Source organism: Streptomyces sp. NPDC019531 (assembly GCF_044903305.1).
Taxonomy (GTDB): domain Bacteria; phylum Actinomycetota; class Actinomycetes; order Streptomycetales; family Streptomycetaceae; genus Streptomyces.
On the sequence record NZ_JBJDQL010000002.1, the window covers coordinates 424,628 to 444,342 of the forward strand.

The 19,715-nt window shown below is 69.3% G+C and carries 17 protein-coding genes, 1 pseudogene and 1 riboswitch; of the genes and pseudogenes, 10 read left to right on the forward strand and 8 right to left on the reverse strand.

Annotation, left to right across the window (positions count from 1 at the left end):
* Positions 1 to 103: 103 nt before the first annotated feature.
* The 6 genes from frr to ACI2L1_RS04105 all read left to right on the forward strand — a co-directional run bounded on the left by frr (position 104) and on the right by ACI2L1_RS04105 (position 6,968).
* Entirely contained in the window at positions 104 to 661 is a 558-nt protein-coding gene (frr, locus tag ACI2L1_RS04080; RefSeq protein ID WP_030611743.1) for a ribosome recycling factor, read from the forward strand.
* On the forward strand, positions 661 to 1,839 hold the full coding sequence (locus ACI2L1_RS04085; protein ID WP_404737729.1) for a phosphatidate cytidylyltransferase: 1,179 nt from the start codon (positions 661 to 663) through the stop codon (positions 1,837 to 1,839). The genes frr and ACI2L1_RS04085 overlap by 1 nt, the downstream gene beginning before the upstream one ends.
* Positions 1,840 to 1,994: 155 nt before the next feature.
* Positions 1,995 to 3,101: a 23S rRNA (adenine(2503)-C(2))-methyltransferase RlmN gene (gene rlmN / locus ACI2L1_RS04090; protein WP_404737730.1), complete on the forward strand. Its 1,107-nt coding sequence runs from the start codon at positions 1,995 to 1,997 to the stop codon at positions 3,099 to 3,101.
* 23 nt (positions 3,102 to 3,124) lie between these two features.
* Positions 3,125 to 3,232: riboswitch (TPP riboswitch) on the forward strand.
* A complete protein-coding gene (locus tag ACI2L1_RS04095; protein WP_404737731.1) occupies positions 3,229 to 4,299 on the forward strand; it encodes a thiamine ABC transporter substrate binding subunit in 1,071 nt (356 codons plus the stop codon). Its footprint overlaps the riboswitch before it by 4 nt.
* A gap of 44 nt (positions 4,300 to 4,343) precedes the next feature.
* Positions 4,344 to 5,945, forward strand: coding sequence for an ABC transporter permease (locus tag ACI2L1_RS04100; RefSeq protein WP_404737732.1), 1,602 nt, complete (start codon positions 4,344 to 4,346; stop codon positions 5,943 to 5,945).
* Positions 5,946 to 6,968: an ABC transporter ATP-binding protein gene (locus tag ACI2L1_RS04105; RefSeq protein ID WP_404737733.1), complete on the forward strand. Its 1,023-nt coding sequence runs from the start codon at positions 5,946 to 5,948 to the stop codon at positions 6,966 to 6,968. It abuts the gene before it with no gap.
* Positions 6,969 to 7,255: 287 nt separating this feature from the next.
* On the opposite strand, the gene ACI2L1_RS04110 is transcribed toward ACI2L1_RS04105, so the two are convergent.
* The 7 genes from ACI2L1_RS04110 to ACI2L1_RS04140 form a co-directional block, all read right to left on the reverse strand.
* The gene (locus ACI2L1_RS04110; RefSeq protein ID WP_404737734.1) at positions 7,256 to 7,957 is read right to left on the reverse strand and encodes an LAETG motif-containing sortase-dependent surface protein; all 702 of its coding nucleotides are present in this window, start codon (positions 7,955 to 7,957) and stop codon (positions 7,256 to 7,258) included.
* Positions 7,958 to 8,104: 147 nt separating this feature from the next.
* On the reverse strand, positions 8,105 to 9,226 hold the full coding sequence (locus ACI2L1_RS04115; protein WP_404737735.1) for an LOG family protein: 1,122 nt from the start codon (positions 9,224 to 9,226) through the stop codon (positions 8,105 to 8,107).
* A gap of 33 nt (positions 9,227 to 9,259) precedes the next feature.
* Positions 9,260 to 9,679 carry a VOC family protein gene (locus ACI2L1_RS04120; protein WP_404737736.1) on the reverse strand — a complete coding sequence of 140 codons (420 nt, stop codon included), beginning with the start codon at positions 9,677 to 9,679 and terminating at the stop codon, positions 9,260 to 9,262.
* Positions 9,680 to 9,774: 95 nt separating this feature from the next.
* The gene (locus tag ACI2L1_RS04125; RefSeq protein ID WP_404737737.1) at positions 9,775 to 11,112 is read right to left on the reverse strand and encodes a hypothetical protein; all 1,338 of its coding nucleotides are present in this window, start codon (positions 11,110 to 11,112) and stop codon (positions 9,775 to 9,777) included.
* Positions 11,094 to 11,834 (reverse strand): ABC transporter ATP-binding protein, encoded by a 741-nt coding sequence (locus ACI2L1_RS04130; protein WP_404737738.1) that lies wholly within the window; start codon positions 11,832 to 11,834, stop codon positions 11,094 to 11,096. The genes ACI2L1_RS04125 and ACI2L1_RS04130 overlap by 19 nt, the downstream gene beginning before the upstream one ends.
* Positions 11,835 to 12,045: 211 nt before the next feature.
* Positions 12,046 to 13,410: an aspartate aminotransferase family protein gene (locus ACI2L1_RS04135; RefSeq protein WP_404737739.1), complete on the reverse strand. Its 1,365-nt coding sequence runs from the start codon at positions 13,408 to 13,410 to the stop codon at positions 12,046 to 12,048.
* Between the two features lie 19 nt (positions 13,411 to 13,429).
* The gene (locus tag ACI2L1_RS04140) at positions 13,430 to 13,984 is read right to left on the reverse strand and encodes an Lrp/AsnC family transcriptional regulator (protein WP_404737740.1); all 555 of its coding nucleotides are present in this window, start codon (positions 13,982 to 13,984) and stop codon (positions 13,430 to 13,432) included.
* Positions 13,985 to 14,152: 168 nt separating this feature from the next.
* Here ACI2L1_RS04140 and ACI2L1_RS04145 point away from each other — a divergent pair, with 168 nt between their 5' ends.
* The 4 genes and pseudogenes from ACI2L1_RS04145 to ACI2L1_RS04160 all read left to right on the forward strand — a co-directional run bounded on the left by ACI2L1_RS04145 (position 14,153) and on the right by ACI2L1_RS04160 (position 19,216).
* Complete coding sequence (locus tag ACI2L1_RS04145) at positions 14,153 to 15,601, forward strand: gamma-aminobutyraldehyde dehydrogenase (protein WP_404737741.1); 1,449 nt, start codon at positions 14,153 to 14,155, stop codon at positions 15,599 to 15,601.
* Positions 15,602 to 15,817: 216 nt separating this feature from the next.
* Positions 15,818 to 15,880 (forward strand): annotated as a pseudogene (locus tag ACI2L1_RS04150) (hypothetical protein); the annotation flags it as partial.
* Between the two features lie 783 nt (positions 15,881 to 16,663).
* On the forward strand, positions 16,664 to 17,854 hold the full coding sequence (locus ACI2L1_RS04155; protein ID WP_404737761.1) for a spermidine/putrescine ABC transporter substrate-binding protein: 1,191 nt from the start codon (positions 16,664 to 16,666) through the stop codon (positions 17,852 to 17,854).
* A gap of 510 nt (positions 17,855 to 18,364) precedes the next feature.
* Positions 18,365 to 19,216 carry a thioesterase family protein gene (locus ACI2L1_RS04160; protein WP_404737742.1) on the forward strand — a complete coding sequence of 284 codons (852 nt, stop codon included), beginning with the start codon at positions 18,365 to 18,367 and terminating at the stop codon, positions 19,214 to 19,216.
* Positions 19,217 to 19,330: 114 nt separating this feature from the next.
* On the opposite strand, the gene ACI2L1_RS04165 is transcribed toward ACI2L1_RS04160, so the two are convergent.
* Positions 19,331 to 19,537: a hypothetical protein gene (locus tag ACI2L1_RS04165; protein WP_404737743.1), complete on the reverse strand. Its 207-nt coding sequence runs from the start codon at positions 19,535 to 19,537 to the stop codon at positions 19,331 to 19,333.
* Positions 19,538 to 19,715: the final 178 nt, after the last annotated feature.

Sequence of the window (19,715 nt, forward strand, 5' to 3'; positions counted from 1 at the left end):
GCCGGTCGGGAACCGTGCAGGAAGAAGACGCGACGCAGCCGGCCGCCGCCCCCACGCACATGGAACAGCAGCCGGGCCTACTCAAGACACGCAGGAGCAAGTGGTGATCGAAGAGACCCTCCTCGAAGCCGAGGAGAAGATGGAGAAGGCCGTCGTGGTCGCCAAGGAGGACTTCGCCGCGATCCGCACCGGTCGTGCGCACCCGGCGATGTTCAACAAGATCGTGGCCGACTACTACGGCGCGCCGACGCCGATCAACCAGCTGGCTTCGTTCTCCGTGCCGGAGCCGCGCATGGCCGTGGTGACCCCGTTCGACAAGACCGCCCTGCGCAACATCGAACAGGCGATCCGCGACTCCGACCTCGGCGTCAACCCGAGCAACGACGGCAACATCATCCGAGTGGTGTTCCCCGAGCTCACCGAGGAGCGCCGCCGCGACTACATCAAGGTCGCCAAGAGCAAGGCCGAGGACTCGCGCGTGTCCATCCGCTCGGTCCGCCGCAAGGCCAAGGATGCGATCGACAAGCTCGTCAAGGACGGCGAGGTCGGCGAGGACGAGGGCCGCCGTGCGGAGAAGGAGCTCGACGATGCGACGCACAAGTACGTCGCCCAGGTGGACGAGCTCCTGAAGCACAAGGAAGCGGAGCTGCTCGAGGTCTGATGAACGACTCTTCCTGGGCGACGCCGCCACACGCCGGGTACTGGAGGCCGTCCGACCAGGGGCCCGTCCAGGGGGCTGCCCCGGCGGGTCCCGCGTACGATGCGCATGAAGCGCAGCACACCCGCCCCGTGCCCATCGTGCCCGACGGACCCGCCGTACCCCGATACGGCGACGACCGGGGGGCCGCTCGGCTGAGCGGCCCCTTGTTCCGGGAGGAGACGTTCCGGGAGGAGACGTTCCACGAAGGGACGATGTCGTTCCGAGACCAGACCAGCTCGGCGCAGCCCTCTGCGGCGGCGCCGCAGACGCAGAATCCGGAGCCCATGCCCGACGCCTCGCAGCCGGCGTCCGCGCCGCAGAAGAAGAGCGCGGGGCGGGACCTGGGCGCGGCCATAGGAGTCGGGGTCGGGCTCGGTGCGGTGATCGTCGCCTCGCTGTTCTTCGTCAAGGCCGTGTTCGTCGGCGTGATAGCCGTCGCCGTCGTCGTGGGCCTGTGGGAGCTGACCAGCAGGCTCCAGGAGCGCAAGGGCATCAGGGCGCCACTCGTGCCGCTGGCGCTCGGCGGGGCCGCGATGGTCGTCGCCGGGTACGTCCGGGGGGCCGAGGGAGCCTGGGTCGCCATGGCGCTCACGGCGCTCGCGGTCCTGGTCTGGCGGATGACGGAACCGCCCGAGGGCTACCTCAAGGACGTCACGGCGGGCGTCTTCGCCGCGTTCTACGTTCCGTTCCTGGCCACGTTCGTCGCCATGATGCTGACGGCGGAGGACGGGGCGGCCCGGGTCCTCATGTTCCTCCTGCTGACCGTGGTCAGTGACACCGGCGCGTACGCCGTCGGCTGGCGCTTCGGCACCCACAAGCTCGCACCGCGCATCAGCCCCGGCAAGACCCGTGAGGGCCTGGCCGGAGCGGTGGCGTTCGCGATGGTGGCGGGCGCGCTGTGCATGGAGTTCCTGATCGACGACGGCACGTGGTGGCAGGGCCTGCTCCTGGGCCTCGCGGTCGCGGGCAGCGCGACGCTGGGCGACCTCGGCGAGTCGATGATCAAGCGGGACCTCGGCATCAAGGACATGGGCACACTGCTGCCGGGCCACGGCGGAATCATGGACCGCCTGGACTCCCTTCTGCCGACGGCTCCGGTGGTGTGGCTGCTGCTGGTGCTGTTCGTGGGGTCCGGCTGACCTCGCTCGTACGGCCTTTCCTGTACGGCCGTTTCGGCCCCCGTCCTGTCCAGGGCGGGGGTCTTCTTCGTGGTCGTGGGCCCGATGGCCGCGGCCACCGGGCCCATGGATCTTCTGGACCTGGTCCCCGAATGATCTGCGACACTGGTACGGCTATGCCTAAGCCCGGAGAACTCACTTTCGTCGCCCCCCGCGGAGCCAAGAAGCCGCCGCGGCACCTTGCCGATCTCACTCCTGCCGAGCGCAAGGAGGTCGTGGCCGGGATCGGGGAGAAGCCGTTTCGTGCCAAGCAGCTCTCGCAGCACTACTTCGCGCGGTACGCGCACGACCCGGCGGAGTGGACCGACATCCCCGCCGGTGCGCGCGGCAAGCTCCAGGAGGCGCTGCTTCCCGAGCTGATGACCGTCGTACGGCATCTGTCGACCGACCAGGGGACCACGCGCAAGACGCTGTGGCGGTTGTTCGACGGGACGCTCGTGGAGTCGGTGCTGATGCGGTACCCGGACCGGGTGACCATGTGCATCAGCTCGCAGGCCGGGTGCGGGATGAACTGTCCCTTCTGTGCGACCGGGCAGGCGGGGCTGGACAGGAATCTGTCCACTGCCGAGATCGTCCACCAGATCGTCGACGGGATGCGGGCGCTGAGGGACGGAGAGGTGCCCGGTGGCCCCGCGCGGCTCTCCAACATCGTCTTCATGGGGATGGGCGAGCCGCTCGCCAACTACAAGCGGGTCGCCACGGCGATTCGCGCGCTCACCGATCCCGCGCCTGACGGGGTGGGGCTGTCGCAGCGGGGAATCACCGTGTCGACCGTGGGCCTCGTGCCCGCCATTCATCGGTTCGCCGACGAAGGGTTCAAGTGCCGGCTCGCGATCTCCCTGCACGCCCCCGACGACGAGCTCCGCGACACCCTCGTCCCCGTGAACACGCGGTGGAAGGTGCGCGAGGTGCTGGATGCCGGGTTCGAGTACGTCGAGAAGAGCGGGCGTCGGCTGTCCATCGAGTACGCGCTGATCCGGGACATCAATGACCAGGCGTGGCGGGGTGACCGGCTCGGTCGTCTGCTCAGGGGCAAGCCCGTGCATGTGAATCTGATCCCGCTGAACCCGACGCCCGGGTCGAAGTGGACCGCCTCCCGGCCCGAGGACGAGAAGGCGTTCGTCGAGGCCATCGCCGCCCATGGTGTGCCGGTGACCGTCCGGGACACCCGTGGGCAGGAGATCGACGGGGCCTGTGGTCAGCTGGCGGCCACCGAGCGGTAATCTTTAGCTCGTACGTACACCTTCATATCCGACAGGGGAGCGCCACAGCGCTGAGAGTGCGGCAATCGAGCCGCAGACCCTCTGAACCTCGCCCAGGTCATTCTGGGTAGGAAGTTCGGTCATCACCGTGAACAACAAGAAGTTTCTTGCTGCCGTCGTCGGCCTCGGCCTGGTCACGCTGTCCGCGTGCGGGTCGTCCTCGTCCGACTCGGAGGGCTCCGGCTCCAAGACCGTCACGCTCGTCAGCCACGACTCGTGGGCCGTCTCCAAGAGCGTTCTCGCCGACTTCGAGAAGAAGTCCGGCTACCAGGTCAAGGTCCTGGAGGACGGCGACGCCGGGCAGGCCGTCAACAAGGCCATCCTCACCAAGGACAATCCGCAGGGCGACGTCTTCTTCGGCGTCGACAACACCCTGCTCTCCCGCGCGCTCGACAACGGACTCTTCCAGTCGTACGAGGCGAAGGGCGCCGATCGGATCAAGGCCGGGTACCGGGTCGACGGGAACAAGGTCACGCCCGTCGACACCGGCGACATCTGCGTCAACTACGACAAGGCCTGGTTCACCGAGCACAAGCTCCAGCCGCCGACGTCGTACGACGATCTGATCAAGCCCGCCTACAAGAACCTCCTCGTCACCGAGAACGCCTCCACCTCCTCGCCGGGCCTCGGTTTCCTCCTCGGGAGTGCCGCGAAGTACGGCGACGACGGCTGGCAGGGCTACTGGAAGAAGCTCAGGGCCAACGGCGTCAAGGTCGTCGACGGCTGGGAGCAGGCCTACAACGAGGAGTTCTCCGGTTCCGCGGGGGGCAAGAAGGCGAAGGCCGACCGGCCGCTCGTCGTGTCGTACGCCTCCTCGCCGCCCGCCGAGGTGATCTACGCCGACCCGAAGCCGACGACCGCTCCCACCGGGGTCGCCGAGGGCACCTGCTTCCGGCAGATCGAGTACGCCGGGCTGCTCAGCAACGCCGGGAACACCAAGGGCGGCAAGGCGTTCCTGGACTTCCTGCTCACCAAGGAGTTCCAGCAGGACATGCCGCTCAACATGTTCGTGTACCCGGTCGTCGAGGGCGCCCAGGTGCCGGCCGAGTTCACGAAGTACGGTCCGCAGGCCAAGGATCCCGAGACCATGGACCCGGCGAAGATCGCCGACAACCGTGACGACTGGGTCAAGTCGTGGACCTCACTCGTACTGAAGTAAGGCCCCGCAAGCCTTTCCACCACGGGGCGGCGCGGCTCGGGCTCATGGCCGTGCCCGTCGCGTTCTTCGCCGTCTTCTTCGCCTGGCCCGTGGCCGCCATCGTCGCACGGGGACTCGAAGTCGACGGGACCTGGCAGCTCGGGCGCATCGCCGATGTCCTCACCCAGCCCGACATCCGTCACGTCCTGTGGTTCACCACCTGGCAGGCGCTCGCCTCCACCGCGCTCACGCTCCTGGTCGCGCTCCCCGGCGCCTATGTCTTCGCCCGCTTCGACTTCCCGGGCAAGCAGATCCTGCGGGCCGTGGTCACCGTCCCCTTCGTGCTGCCGACGGTCGTCGTCGGTACGGCCTTCCTGGCGCTCGTCGGGCGCGGTGGGCTGCTGGACGAGCTGTGGGGCCTACGCCTTGACACCACCGTGTGGGCGATCCTGCTCGCGCACGTCTTCTTCAACTACGCGGTCGTCGTACGGACGGTGGGCGGGCTGTGGGCGCAGCTCGACCCCCGGCAGTCGCAGGCCGCGCGGATGCTGGGCGCGTCCCCGCTGAAGGCCTGGCGCACCGTCACCCTCCCCGCCCTCGCGCCCGCCGTGGCCGCCGCCGCGCTGATGGTCTTCCTGTTCACCTTCACCTCCTTCGGTGTCGTGCAGATCCTCGGCGGGCCGACCTTCTCGACCCTCGAAGTGGAGATCTACCGGCAGACCTCGGAGATCTTCGACCTGTCCACGGCCGCCGTGCTCACGCTGATCCAGTTCGTCGCGGTGGGCGCGGTCCTCGCCCTGCACGCGTGGACCGTACGGCGCCGCGAGACCGCGCTCCGGCTCGTGGACGCGTCCGGCACCGCCCGGCGGCCGCGCGGGGCGGGGGAGCGGGGTCTGCTGGCCGGGGTCCTCGCGACCATCGCCGTACTCCTTGTCCTGCCGCTCGCCGTGCTGGTGCAGCGGTCGCTCGACGCCCCCGACTTCGGCTACTACCGGGCGCTGACCCACAGCGACGGCGGGGTCTTCCTCGTCGCGCCGATCGAGGCGATCGGGAACTCGCTGGAGTACGCCCTCGCCGCGACCGTCATCGCCGTGGTGATCGGAGGCCTCGCGGCCGCCGCGTTGACCCGGCGGGACGCGGGGCGGTTCGTACGGGGCTTCGACGCGCTGCTGATGCTGCCGCTCGGGGTGTCCGCGGTGACCGTCGGCTTCGGGTTCCTGATCTCCCTCGACGAGCCGCCGCTGGACCTCAGACAGTCCTGGTTGCTGGTGCCGCTCGCGCAGGCGCTGGTCGGGGTGCCGTTCGTGGTGCGGACCATGCTGCCCGTGCTGCGTGCCGTGGACCACCGGCTGCGGGAGGCGGCGGCGGTGCTCGGAGCCTCGCCCTGGCGGGTGTGGCGGGAGGTTGATCTGCCGATGGTGCGGCGGGCGCTGCTGATCGCGGCGGGTTTCGCCTTCGCCGTGTCGCTGGGGGAGTTCGGGGCGACGGTGTTCATCGCGCGGCCCGACAACCCGACGCTGCCGGTCGCCGTGGCGCGGCTGCTCGGCCGCGCCGGTGACCTCAACTACGGCCAGGCGATGGCCCTTTCGACCGTCCTGATGGTGGTGTGCGCGGTGGCGCTGCTGGTGCTCGAACGGCTGCGGACCGACCGGACCGGGGAGTTCTAGATGCTGCTGAGCCTTCAGGACGCGACCGTGCGCTTCGGTGGGCGGGCCGTCCTCGACGGGGTCGGGCTCGATGTCGCCGAGCACGAGGTCGTGTGCGTGCTCGGGCCGAGCGGGAGCGGCAAGTCGACTCTGCTGCGGGCGGTGGCGGGCCTCCAACCCCTCGACGAGGGGCGGGTGTTGCTCGACGGGCGGGACCAGGCCGGGGTGCCCGCGCACAAGCGCGGGGTCGGGCTGATGTTCCAGGACCACCAGCTGTTTCCGCAGCGGGACGTGGGCGCCAACGTGGCCTTCGGGTTGCGGATGCACGGGGCCACGAAGTCGCAGCAGGGCGAGCGGGTGGGCGAGTTGCTGGACCTCGTCGGGCTTCCGGGCGCCGGGCGGCGGGCCGTCGCCGCGCTCTCCGGTGGCGAGCAGCAGCGGGTCGCGCTGGCCCGGGCGCTCGCTCCCCGGCCCCGGCTGCTGATGCTCGACGAGCCGCTCGGGCAGCTGGACCGTTCGCTGCGGGAGCGGCTCGTCGTCGAACTGCGGGAGCTGTTCGGGCGGTTGGGCACCACCGTGCTCGCGGTCACCCACGACCAGGGCGAGGCCTTCGCGCTCGCCGACCGGGTCGTGGTGATGCGGGACGGGCGGATCGCCCAGTCCGGCACGCCCCTTGAGGTGTGGCAGCGGCCGGCCGACGAGTTCGTGGCCCGCTTCCTCGGCTTCGAGAACGTCGTGGAGGGGACGGTGACGGGCGAGGCCGCGGAGACTGCGTGGGGCAAGGTCCCGGTGCCTGAGGGGGCCCCTCAGGGCCTCCGTACCCTCCTCGTACGCCCCGCCGGGGTCCGGCTCGTCCCCGCCGACGAGGGGCTGCGCTGCACGGTCGCCGCGCGGACCTTCAAGGGCACCCATGTCGCCGTACACCTGCAACCCGCCGACGACGGGCCGCGGTTGGAGGCCGCGTGCGCGCTGCGGGTCGCGCCGGGGGCCGGGGACGTGGTGGGCGTGGAGTTCGACGCGGACGAAATCGTGGTGCTGGGCTGAGCCGGGCCGACCTGCAGTGCGGGATCGCGCACGGCTGCGGTGCGTTTCCCCGAGCGGACGGCTGAGTCGGTGTTCAGGGCCCGGAACTGCTGCTGGGCAGGGGGGGTTCCGGCTTGGCCGCGCCGGCGGGTGCCGCTGCGCCCACCCGTGCCGCCCCAGCGGCACGACTGCCCGCAGCTACGCCTGGCAATACCGAGTGGGTCGTCGAACTCACGGAGGACATCATCGTCTTCATGGGTGTGGCCCGCCCCCGGACCGGGGACGGGCCACACACAGTGGTGCGGGTGTCAGCGGGTGCTGCTCGCCCCACGGCGGCGCAGGCCGAAGAACACGGCGCCGCCGCCGATGGCGACCAGGGCGACCGCGATCCCGGCGATCATGCCGGTGTTGGAGTTCGCACCGGTCTCGGCGAGGTTGGAGTCACCGGCCGCGGGCGACGGGGCGTTGCTCTCGACGGTGGCCGGAGCGGTGGTGCCCTCCGTGGCCGACGGGGTCGGGGTCGGGGACTCCTCGGCCGGGGTGCTGGCGGAGTCCGACGGGGTGGGCGTGGGCGTGGGCGTCGGGGTCGGCGTGTCCTCGGTCTTGCAGGCGGTCGCCGGGGTGATCAGGTTCGGCTTGATGTCCTCGCCCTTGATGTAGGGCAGGGCCTCGACGTGGATGCGGTACTCGGCGTTGGGCGCCCAGTCCTCCTCGAAGGTGATGGTGGTGCCATCCTTGGAGCCCTTGACCGTCTGCTCGCCGACCTTCTTCTCGTCGGCGCCGTTGTTCTCCAGGAACACGGAGACAGTGGCCTCGACGCCGGCCTTGTCCACGTCGGTGACGGTGATGACGCCCTGGGCGCCGTCGCACTTGGCTTCGGCGGAGAACTCATTGATGTTGCAGGCGAGCGCGTTGCTGGAGGCACCGAGCACGATCGCGGTCGATGCGGCGGCGACGCCGAGGAAGCGCGAGACGCGGGCGGTGCGGCGGGATATGGGCGTGAATGCCACGTTCGTCCTTCACGGGATACGCAAATGCGGGGGGTTGAAGGGGTGGTGATGTGACATCACCATCCCCAGGAGTCTCACAGGTCTATAAGCGCTGCGTAAGCAGTGTCAACGTGTAGGCGGCCTACAAGTGTTGGCTTTGCCTGCTTATTAAGGTGTGAGGCGTTTCAACGCCGCCGGAGCCTCCTCGATCCGGTCAACCAGGGCTATTCGGGCCTCCATTGAACGCTCCCGCGCGAGCGCCTGGAGCAGCGGCCAGGTGGGCAGCCTCTCCGTCCAGTGGACGCGGTTCACGAGCACCATCGGCTTCGGCTCGCCACGCGACTCGTAGTAGTTGGGCGTCGCGTTGTCGAAGATCTCCTGTACGGTGCCGGCGGCGCCCGGCAGGAAGACCACGCCCCCGTTGGAGCGGGCCAGCAGGCCGTCCTCGCGGGTGGCGTTGGCGAAGTACTTGGCGATGTGCGAGGCGAAGGCGTTCGGCGGCTCGTGGCCGTAGAACCAGGTGGGGATGCCGACGGAGAGGCCGCCCCGGGGCCAGCGGGTCCGGACTTCGAAGGCGGCGCGCGCCCAGTCGGTGATCGAGGGCGTGAACGAGGGTGCCTCGGCGAGGAGTTCGCACGCCTCGTCGAGCATCGCGTCCTCGAAGGGGGCCGCGTAGGCGCCGAGGTTGGCGGCCTCCATCGCGCCCGGCCCGCCGCCGGTGGCCACGGTGAGTCCGGCGCGGGTCAGTTCGCGGCCGAGGCGCGCGGCACCGGCGTACTCCTTCGTGCCGCGGGCCATCGCGTGGCCGCCCATCACGCCCACCACCCTTGCGCCGCGCAGGAGTTCGTCGAGGGCGTCGGAGACGGCGTCGTCGTGGACGGAGCGCAGCATCGACGCGTATATGTCGCCGTCGGCCTTGGTGCGCTGGAACCAGGCGTAGGCGAGGGCGTCGGGAGTCTGCTCGTAGCCCTTCTCCAGCCCGTCGAACAACTCGTCGGGGGAGTAGAGGAGGCCGCGGTACGGGTCGAACGGCAGGTCCGGGACGGGCGGGAAGACCAGGGCGCCGTCCGCGCGGATCTTCGCTGCCGCGTTCTCCCGCATGGGACAGCCGAGGAAGACTGCGCCCGCGGTGTCGGTGGCCAGCAACTCCCTTGTCCGGTCGGTCAGATCGACGGCCTGGACACGGAATCCGGCGAGGGTGCCGCGGGCGGAGACCACCGCGTCGAACTCCTCCGGCGTCTCGATCTCACGGTCGTCGTGGTGGGCCGCATGGGCGGGGCTCGTCTGCACCCGCCCATGCTCGCACGCCTGTTCCGCCGGAGGTCAGCCCTGGATCGCCGCCGGGTCCATCCATACGACCTCCCAGCCGTGGCCGTCGAGGTCGTCGAAGGAGCGGCCGTACATGAAGCCCTGGTCCTGGACATCGTCGTTGGCCGTGCCGCCCGCGGCGACGGCCTTTTCGACCAACTCGTCGACCTTCTCGCGGCTCTCGGCGCTCAGACAGATCATCACCTGGCTGGTCTTCGTCGCGTCCGCGATCTCCTTCTTGGTGAAGGTCGAGTAGAACGGCTTCGTCAGCAGCATCGCGACGATGGTGTCGCTGATCACGACGGACGCGGCATTGTCGTCGCTGAACTGCGGGTTGATCGAGTAGCCGAGCTCCGTGAAGAACTTCTTCGAGGCGTCGAGGTCGTTCACGGGCAGGTTCACGAAGATCATCTGCTGGTACGTCGGCGAGGTCATCGGAGTCTCTCCCATCGGGGTGTGTGCTGTTCGGTGGGTAGACGGGTGGGTCCGGCGGAACTCATCGGTGGGCGGAGATTTGTTTCGTACGGGGCTCAGCCGACCAGCGGAAGCGCCGCGAGCTCGGCCACGATCAGGGTCAGTGGGCCGAAGAGGGCCAGCAGGGCGCCGGCGCGGAGGGCTGCCGCACTGCGGAGCATCGTCGCGGGGGCGCCCAGGCGGAGGAGTGCCGCGGTGGTGTCCGACCTCGCGTGCTTGGCCTCCACCGCGGCCGTGAGGAGCGTGGCCGTGGTGCAGCCGGTGACCAGGAGCAGGCCGAGGGTGGTCAGCGGGCCGACCTGGGGGCCCGTGGGGTCGTAGAGGGTGGTCATGGCGTAGGTGCCGGACACGACCGCGCACACGACGCCGAGGGGGCGGCCGATGCGGTCGGCTTCCGACATGAGGACGCGTCCCGCGAGGAGGCGTACGGCGCCGGGGCGGGTGGACTGGACGAGGCGGCCGCAGAGGTGGGTGAGGCCGGGGCCCGCCACTGCGAGGCCTACAGCGGTGAGGAGCCAGCCGATCAGGACGGAGGGGGTGCCTGCGTGGCCCCCGGGGAGCGGGGTGGCGGCGGTGGTTCCTTGGCGGTTGGCGTACGCCTCCACTGCCAGGCCTGCGGCGAGGACGGCGATGCCCCAGGGGAGGTCTCCGGGGGCTTCTTGGGTGACAGAGGGGAGGGCACTGTCCTGGTTGGGGCCGGGGAGCTGGTTCTCGTCGGTGAGGGTGACTGTGGGGGTGGCGTCCTTGGGAGCCGCGGGCTCGCCCGGGCTCTGACGTGCGCGGAAACGGCCGTACGCTCCGAAGGGCTCCCTCGCCGTCGTCCTGCCGTAGGCGCCGAAGCGGCCGTACGACCGTGCCTCCCGCCTCGCCGATGCCGGTCTGTCGTCCCGTGGGCGGAGGACGAATCCCACCGTCACCGACGCGATCACCGGGACCAGGCCCAGCAGGGTCAGGGCGGCCGGTAGCGGGAGCGGAGCGTCCGCTGCCAGGAAGTCCGCCGCCGCTCCGTCGAAGGGCATGCCCGTCAGGTCGCCTCTGAGGTGGAGGAAGAAGAGGAGCGCCAGCATCGAGCCCAACAGGCAGGACAGGGCCGTTGTCGTGGCCGAGACCGCCATCTGGCGGGCCGGGCCGAGGCCGATCGCCGAGAGGCCGGGGCGGGGGCGGGTGCCCGGGTCGGTGCGGGCCACGGCCAGGGAGAAGTAGACCGTCGCCGCCAGGGGGGTGAGGCACCAGGCCAGGCGGAGGGCGGCGGCGCGGTGGTCCTCGGGGTGGCTGATCGCGTAGCCGAGGGTGCACAGGAGGAGGAAGCCCGTGCCCGCCGATGCCAGAGCAACCAGGAGGCGACGGAGTTGCACGGCGGGCCGGGCGCCCCAGGTCAGACGGAGAGCGAGCACGCGGGGCGGCCTTCCGGGTCGGCCATCGGGGGCAGGTGCACGGTGTGCACCCGGCGTCCGTCCAGGAGGGTGACCGTGCGGTCCGCCAGGGCTGCGGTGTCGTTGTCGTGCGTCGCCAGGACCACCGTGAAGCCGTGCGAGCGGGCTGCCGTCGTCAGGGTACGGAGCACGTGGGCGCGGTCCGCGCGGTGCAGGGGTGCCGTCGGTTCGTCCGCGAACAGCACGGCCGGGGCCGGGGCCAGGGCGCGGGCGATGCAGACGCGCTGCCGCTCGGACTCGGTCAGTTCGTGCGGGCGCCGACGGGTCCGGTCGCCGATGTCGAGGCGCTCCAGCCACTCCAGGGCGGCGACCTTGGCACGGCGGCGGCTGGTGCCGCGCAGCATGAGGGGGAGGGCGGCGTTCTCCCAGGCGTTGAGCTCGGGGACGAGCACCGGGGCCGGGTCGATCCAGCCGAAGCGGTCGCGGCGCAGCCGCTCGCGGGTCATCGGGCCCATCGTGTGCACGGGCACGCTGTTGAACCAGATCTCGCCGCGCTGGGCCGGGGTGAGCCCCGACAGGCATCTGAGCAGTGCGGTCTTGCCGCTGCCGCGCGGGCCGCTCACGGCGAGGATCTCTCCCTCGCGCACGCCGAGGGAGATGCCCTGCAGCGCCGGCGAGCCGTCGCGGTGTGTGAAGTGCAGGGAGCGTGCCCAGAGCACGTCGTTGTCCGGCGGGGCCTCCATGGGCGTACACCTCGTTCTGGTCCGTTGTGCCTTGCCATCCCCCGTGCGGGGGAACGACAGCAGGGCCGATCGGTTACCAGGCACGCTAAGGAGGCGGGGGCGGGACGCCGTACAGCACACGGTCCGGGGGGCACGCCTGTCACTCGGACGGGTGCGCCCCGGGCCGTATAAGCCGCTGAATCGCCGGATGCCGGAATCTGGCCGGGAACCTCTAGAGCTTCGTCCAGGCCTCCGTCAGGGTGGCGCGCAGGATCTGCTCGATCTCGTCGAAGGTCTCCTGGTCGGAGATCAGCGGCGGGGCGAGCTGGACGACCGGGTCGCCGCGGTCGTCGGCACGGCAGTACAGGCCGTTGTCGTAGAGGGCCTTGGAGAGGAAGCCGTACAGGACGCGCTCGGTCTCCTCCTCGTTGAAGGACTCCTTCGTCACCTTGTCCTTGACCAGCTCGATGCCGTAGAAGAAGCCGTTGCCGCGGACGTCGCCGACGATCGGCAGGTCGTGCAGCTTCTCCAGGGTCGAGCGGAACGCGCTCTCGTTGTCGAGCACGTGCTGGTTGAGGTTCTCGCGCTCGAACAGGTCGAGGTTGGCGAGGCCGACGGCCGCGGAGACCGGGTGGCCACCGAAGGTGTAGCCGTGCAGGAAGACGTTGTCCTCCTTGTAGAACGGCTCGGCCAGGCGGTCGGAGATGATGCAGGCGCCGATCGGGGAGTAGCCCGAGGTCATGCCCTTGGCGCAGGTGATCATGTCCGGGACGTAGTCGAACTTGTCGCAGGCGAACATGGTGCCGAGGCGGCCGAAGGCGCAGATGACCTCGTCGGAGACCAGGAGTACGTCGTACTGGTCGCAGATCTCGCGGACCCGCTGGAAGTAGCCCGGCGGGGGCGGGAAGCAGCCGCCCGCGTTCTGCACGGGCTCCAGGAAGACCGCGGCGACCGTGTCCGGGCCCTCGAAGAGGATCTGCTGCTCGATCTGGTCGGCGGCCCAGCGGCCGTACGCCTCAGGGTCGTCGCCGTGGATCGGGGCGCGGTAGATGTTGGTGTTCGGGACCTTGTGCGCGCCCGGGACCAGCGGCTCGAAGGGGGCCTTCAGAGCCGGGAGGCCGGTGATCGACAGGGCGCCCTGCGGGGTGCCGTGATAGGCGACCGCGCGGGAGATGACCTTGTACTTGGTCGGCTTGCCCGTGAGCTTGAAGTACTGCTTGGCGAGCTTCCAGGCGGTCTCGACCGCCTCACCGCCGCCGGTGGTGAAGAAGACCTTGTTGAGGTCGCCGGGAGCGTGCTGCGCGAGGCGCTCCGCGAGTTCGACGGCCTTCGGGTGGGCGTAGGACCACACCGGGAAGAACGCCAGCTCCTGCGCCTGCTTGAACGCCGCCTCGGCGAGCTCCACGCGGCCGTGGCCGGCCTGGACCACGAACAGGCCCGCGAGACCGTCCAGGTAGCGCTTGCCCTTGTCGTCGTAGATGTAGGTGCCCTCGCCCCGGACGATGGTCGGGACCGGGGAGTTCTCGTACGAGGACATGCGGGTGAAGTGCATCCACAGGTGGTCGTACGCGGTCTGGCTGAGGTCCTTGGAGCTCACGGTTATCGGGTCCTCACGGTTATCGGGTTCCCCACATGTAGGTCTGCTTCTTGAGCTTCAGATAGACGAAGCTCTCGGTGGAGCGCACTCCGGGGATGGCCCGGATGCGGCGGTTGATGACTTCGAGCAGGTGGTCGTCGTCCTCGCAGACGATCTCCACCATCAGGTCGAAGGAGCCTGCGGTCATCACCACGTACTCGCACTCGGACATGGCGGTCAGCGCGTCGGCCACGGACTCGACGTCGCCCTCGACATGAATGCCGACCATCGCCTGGCGCCGGAAGCCCACGGTGAGCGGGTCCGTGACGGCGACGATCTGCATCACGCCCTGGTCGAGCAGCTTCTGGACGCGCTGGCGCACGGCGGCCTCGGACAGGCCCACGGCCTTGCCGATCGCGGCGTACGGGCGGCGGCCGTCCTCCTGGAGCTGCTCGATGATGGCGAGGGAGACGGCGTCCAGATTCGGGCTGGTGACGTTCCTGGATTCGCTCCGGGATTCGCTCCGGGACTCGCTCCTGGACTCGCGGGAGTCCCTGGGGTCTGCGCTTCGACTGGCCACGAGCTCACTGTGCACGACGTCTCGGCCGTTTCGCAAGGTTGAGGCAATGAAATTCGTTGTTTACGTGACCGAAGCCTGCGGATTTCGCAGCCACGGCGCGATCAGGGGTGTTGAAAACGTCGGCCTGCCGATTAGTGTGGGTGTCTCAGTCAGTGGACAGTTCCAATCCTCAGGAGGCCGGCAGTGAGCACCGAGCTGCGTCGGATGCGCAAACTACGGAACTACATCGCCGGTGAGTTCCGGGACGCCGCCGACGGACGGACCACGGACGTGGTCAACCCCGCTACCGGTGAGGCGTACGCGACCGCTCCGCTGTCCCGGCAGGCCGACGTGGACGCGGCGATGGCTGCGGCCGCCGAGGCCTTTCCTGTCTGGCGCGACAAGACCCCCGCCGAGCGGCAGAAGGCCCTGCTGAAGATCGCCGACGCGTTCGAGGAGCGGGCCGAGGAACTCATCGCGGCCGAGGTGGAGAACACCGGCAAGCCGATCGGTCTGACGCGGGACGAGGAGATCCCGCCCATGATCGACCAGATCCGCTTCTTCGCCGGTGCGGCGCGAATGCTGGAGGGGCGCTCGGCCGGTGAGTACATGGAGGGGCTGACGTCGATCGTCCGGCGTGAGCCGGTCGGGGTCTGCGCGCAGGTCGCGCCATGGAACTACCCGATGATGATGGCCGTATGGAAGTTCGCGCCGGCGATCGCGGCGGGCAACACCGTGGTGCTGAAGCCGTCGGACACGACTCCGGCGTCGACCGTGCTCATCGCCGAGATCATCGGGTCGATCCTGCCGAAGGGCGTCTTCAACGTCATCACCGGTGACCGGGACACCGGGCGGCTGATGGTCGAGCACCCGACACCGGCGATGGCGTCCATCACGGGGTCGGTACGGGCGGGGATGTCCGTCGCCGAGTCCGCGTCCAAGGACCTGAAGCGGGTGCATCTGGAGCTGGGCGGCAAGGCCCCGGTCGTCGTCTTCGAGGACACCGACATCGCGAAGGCCGTCGAGGACATTTCGGTGGCCGGTTTCTTCAACGCCGGGCAGGACTGTACGGCGGCCACGCGGGTGCTCGTGCAGTCGTCCATCCACGACGAGTTCGTGGCGGCGCTGGCGAAGGCCGCCGCCGAGACGAAGACCGGGCAGCCGGACGACGAGGACGTGCTGTTCGGTCCGCTCAACAACCCGAACCAGCTGAAGCAGGTCAGCGGGTTCATCGAGCGGCTTCCCGCGCACGCGAAGGTCGAGGCCGGTGGGCACCAGGTCGGGGAGAAGGGGTACTTCTACGCGCCGACCGTGGTGTCCGGGCTGAAGCAGGACGACGAGATCATCCAGAACGAGGTGTTCGGGCCGGTCATCACCGTGCAGTCCTTCTCCGACGAGGAGCAGGCGGTGTCGTGGGCCAACGGGGTCGACTACGCGCTCGCCTCGTCGGTGTGGACCAAGGACCACGGACGGGCCATGCGGATGTCCAAGAGGCTGGACTTCGGGTGTGTGTGGATCAACACGCACATTCCGCTGGTGGCGGAGATGCCGCACGGCGGGTTCAAGAAGTCCGGCTACGGCAAGGACCTTTCGGGGTACGGCTTCGACGACTACACGCGGATCAAGCACGTGATGACGTCGCTGGAGGCGTAGTCCCTACGGCGTCCCTACGGCGTGACGCGCGGCCCCGGCGGGATCGACTCCCGTTCGGGGCCGCGGTGTTCGCTCGTCCCTGGTGTTCTAGGCGTGCCGGCTCGGCGTCGGGGTGGCTCCGTTCTCGTCGGGGCCGGTCTTCATCTCCAGGGTGATCTTGCCGTCCGAGTCCTTGGCCGGCTGATGGCCGGGCGGGTGCTGTCCCCACTGCGCACCATGACCGACGCCGCCCGTCGGATCTCCGCCGACAACCTGCACGAGCGGCTCGCGGTGGCCGGCCCCGACGACGAGTTGAAGGCGATGGCGGACACCTTCGACGACCTACTCGCCCGGTTGGAGGGCGCGTTCGAGGCGAAGAGGGGGTTCGTCGCCAATGCCTCGCACGAACTGCGCACCCCGCTCCCCCTTCGGCAGGCCGTCGTGGACGTGGCCCTGGCCGACCCCGATGTCTCCGCGGACAGTCTGCGCGCCGCGCCGCGCGGGGCGGGCCCGGATCGCCGGGGAGGAACAGGAACGGCTGATCGACGCCCCGCAGACGCTCGCTCGCAGCCAACAGGGTCTGGAACCACGGGAGTTCGCCGACCTTTCGGCACTGGTCGAGGAACGGCCGTGCGGCACAATCTCCCGGATCAGGAGGGGAGTTGGGTGAGCCTGTGGACCGGCGTGGACGGGGCGGGGCGGGCCGGGCTGCGGATCGAGAACAGCGGCCGCCTATACCGCCGGAGCGGGTGGAGGAGCCGTTCCGACCGTTCCGAGACTGGGCGGCCCGGAGCGGGTACGTCAGCGGGACGGGCTCGGACTCGGCACGTCCATCGTCGCCGCCGTCGTGGCCGCACACGGCGGCCGGGTGGTGGCTCGCATCCGGCCGTACGGCGGGCTCGTCGTGGAGGTCGGTCTGCCGGCGGCGGTTCCTGTGAGACAGCTGTCCGCGCCCCGGTGACCTGGGCCGTCCGCTCAGGGCGTCCGCTCAGGGCGTCCGCTCGACAGGGTGTCCGTCGCATCCCGCTCCGCTCGACGCTGCGTCGATTGTCGACGCACCGCCCGGGGCGGCATGCTGCGTCAATGCCACTCACACCGAAGTCGTCCCCGCCCTCCCGTAGGACCCTGCTGCGCGCGCTCGGCGGCGGGGCGGTGCTTGGGGGCCTCGCGGGCTGTGGCGTGCCCGCCGCGTACGTGGCCGCGAGCGATCGGGCCGTCACCGATCGCTCCGCCATCGACAAGCGACTGACCTGGGCGAACTGGCCGCTCTACATCGACACGGACGACGACGACTCGACGAGGCGGCCGACGCTGGACGCCTTCGAGAAGCAGACCGGCATCTCCGTCGACTACGTCGAGGAGATCAACGACAACGACGAGTTCTTCGGCAAGATCAGCCCCGCGCTGATGAACCACCAGCAGACCGGCCGCGACCTCATCGTCATCAGCGACTGGATGTGCGCGCGGTTCGTACGGCTCGGCTGGGTCCAGGAGATGGACCGGGCGAACCAGCCCAACGTCACCAAGTACCTGGACCCGCTCCTGCGCTCGCCCGCCTTCGACCCTGGCCGCAAGTACACGGTGCCGTGGCAGTCGGGGATCACCGGCATCGCGTACAACCACAAGAGGCTGGGCCGCGACATACGGCATGTGAAGGACCTCTGGGCGAGCGACCTCAAGGGCCGGGTCACCCTGCTCTCCGGTCTCGACGAGGCCTTCGCGCTGCTCATGCAGGGCAACGGCGTCGACATCACCAAGTGGACGGCGGACGACTTCGACGAGGTCTGCGACCAGGTCGAGAAGTACGTGAAGAACGGCCAGATCCGCCGCTTCACCGGCAACGACTACACCAAGGACCTCGTCACCGGCGACGTCCTGGCCTGCCAGGCCTACTCCGGAGACGTCATCCAGCTCCAGGCCGACAACCCCGACATCCGCTTCGTCGTCCCCGAGGAGGGCGCGGAGCTCTGGTCGGACTCCCTGATGATCCCCGACCGCGCCCTCCACAAGGCCAACGCCGAGCGCCTGGTCGACTACTACTACGACCCCGAGGTCGCCGCGGAACTCGCCGCCTGGGTCAACTACGTCTGCCCCGTCCCCGCCGCCCAGGACGTCCTCGCCGCGTCGAAGGACGAGGACACCGCCTCCCTCGCCGAGAACCCGCTGATCTTCCCGGACACCGAGATGCGCAAGCGGCTGGTGATCGCGCGGGACATCACGTCGAAGGAGCGGGTGGGGTACGCGAAGCGGTGGAACGCGATTGTGGGGTTGTGACCGAGGGGGCGAGGGGGTGTGACGAGGATTTTCAGTTGGCACAAAAGAGGGATAGTTGGCACTGGATGTCGTGCACTGTGCGGGGTAGGGGTCCAGGCGCCGCCGCATGCGCACTCTCGCGCCGCAATTCGAGGGTGATGGGGTTGAGAGCGCTGGCGCTTCGGGTGAGTGCCGGCGCGTAATCGCCGGCGGTGCGAATGTCGTACAGGGTGGCCAGTCGCCGTCTGAGAGGCGCCAACCAGTAGTTCTGTGTCGGCGGTTGGCGTAGTCGACGCGCACTTCTTGCACGTCGAGGTCAGCTGCGACCGGCTCCGCGCACATGGGACATGGAGATGAGACGTGTTTGGAGGCATGCCGGGCGAGCTTGACGGAGCTGGTGGTGCGTCGGCAAAGGCAAGGTCGTCGGTGCTGCGCACAGTCGCGGTGCGGCTTGGAGCAACTGGACCTGGTCGCGTGGTATGCCCTGTCTGACCTGATGGCGGAGTTGACGCTGCCCTAAGATCATCATGCATGAACACTCCTGACGGTCAGAGGGTCGGTATCCAGATCGATGTCCGCGTGCGGCAGGCCGATCTTGGTCGAGACGGCTCGGCAAGCACGATCGGCATGGCCCGCTGGCTGGAAGACGCCCGGATCCGGCTGCGGCTGCACCGCTTCGAACGCCTCATCGGTAAGGGTGGGTTCGGGCCGTACCAGATCTTGCTCGTCGGTCAACGGGTCAACCGGCTCGCTCCGGCCGGCCCGACCGGTACCCGCGTGCAAGTGCACACCGGCGTTCGCCGGGTCGGGCGCTCCTCATTCACGTTCGAACAGGTGATCATGGTCGACGGCGAGCACGTGGGCAGGGGCGACGCCACCGTCGTGCTGGCCGACAACTCGGGGCCGCTCCAGCTTCCGGACGAGCTGATCGCCGATCTCGACGAGATGCAGCTACCGGAGACAGGAACGTCGGCAGCTGCCCGTCCACGCCCTGAGCGCCTGCAACGTGCCCACTACTCGTACTGGGCCACGCTGCGGTCCCGGATCGGTGACGTCGACTCCAACCAGCACGTCAACTTCATCGCACTGGCCACTTGGTACGACGAGGCCGTCGCCACCTTCACCTCGCACTTGATTGGGACAAGTGGTGCGGGCTCGGTGCCAGATCTGCCCCCTTCGTCGTACCAGATCCAGTATCTCGGTGAGGTGACCTACCCGGGCGACTACGAGATCGGGCTCACGGTCCGCTCCGTCGACACCGACTCCGTGCACTACGAACTCGGTGTCTTCCACGACAGCACCTGCCTGAGCGTGGCCGACGCCATCGGCCCACGCGGCAAACTGACGGCCGAAGCCCTGGAAGCGGCCCCGACTGCGGACTGACCACGGTCTCTCGGGGACAGGCCCAGGTTCATCCCGGCATCGCGGCGCCACTGGCCCCCGATCCCCGCCTGCGGAGAAATGCCACGAATCTGGGGCTCGATCCAGGTGACACCGTCATGAGACAACCGAGAAACCCAGCTGCCGCACCGACTTGAGCAGGCCCTCGCCCTTGCGCTGCTTTCCCCGCTTGAACGAGGGCCGCAGCAGTTCGGCCCCACGCATGACCAGGTCATTATCGAACTCCTTGGAGGCGAAGCCCTTGTCCGCGATGATCAGCAGTCCGGGCCGGTCGGCGACCAGGTCTCCATCGACGTCGAGCATGGCCTGGAGCACTTCGCGTTCGTCGAGTAGTACTCCCGGCTCGGGGTTAGCACCACCTCTTCCCCCTCCAGGGACTTCCACCCCCAAGCAATCACCCATGCTGGGCGCACACACGGAAGGGGTTTGACGACGGCCGTCGTGAAAACCCCAACCGGTGTGGGCGGGGGGGGGGGTAAAA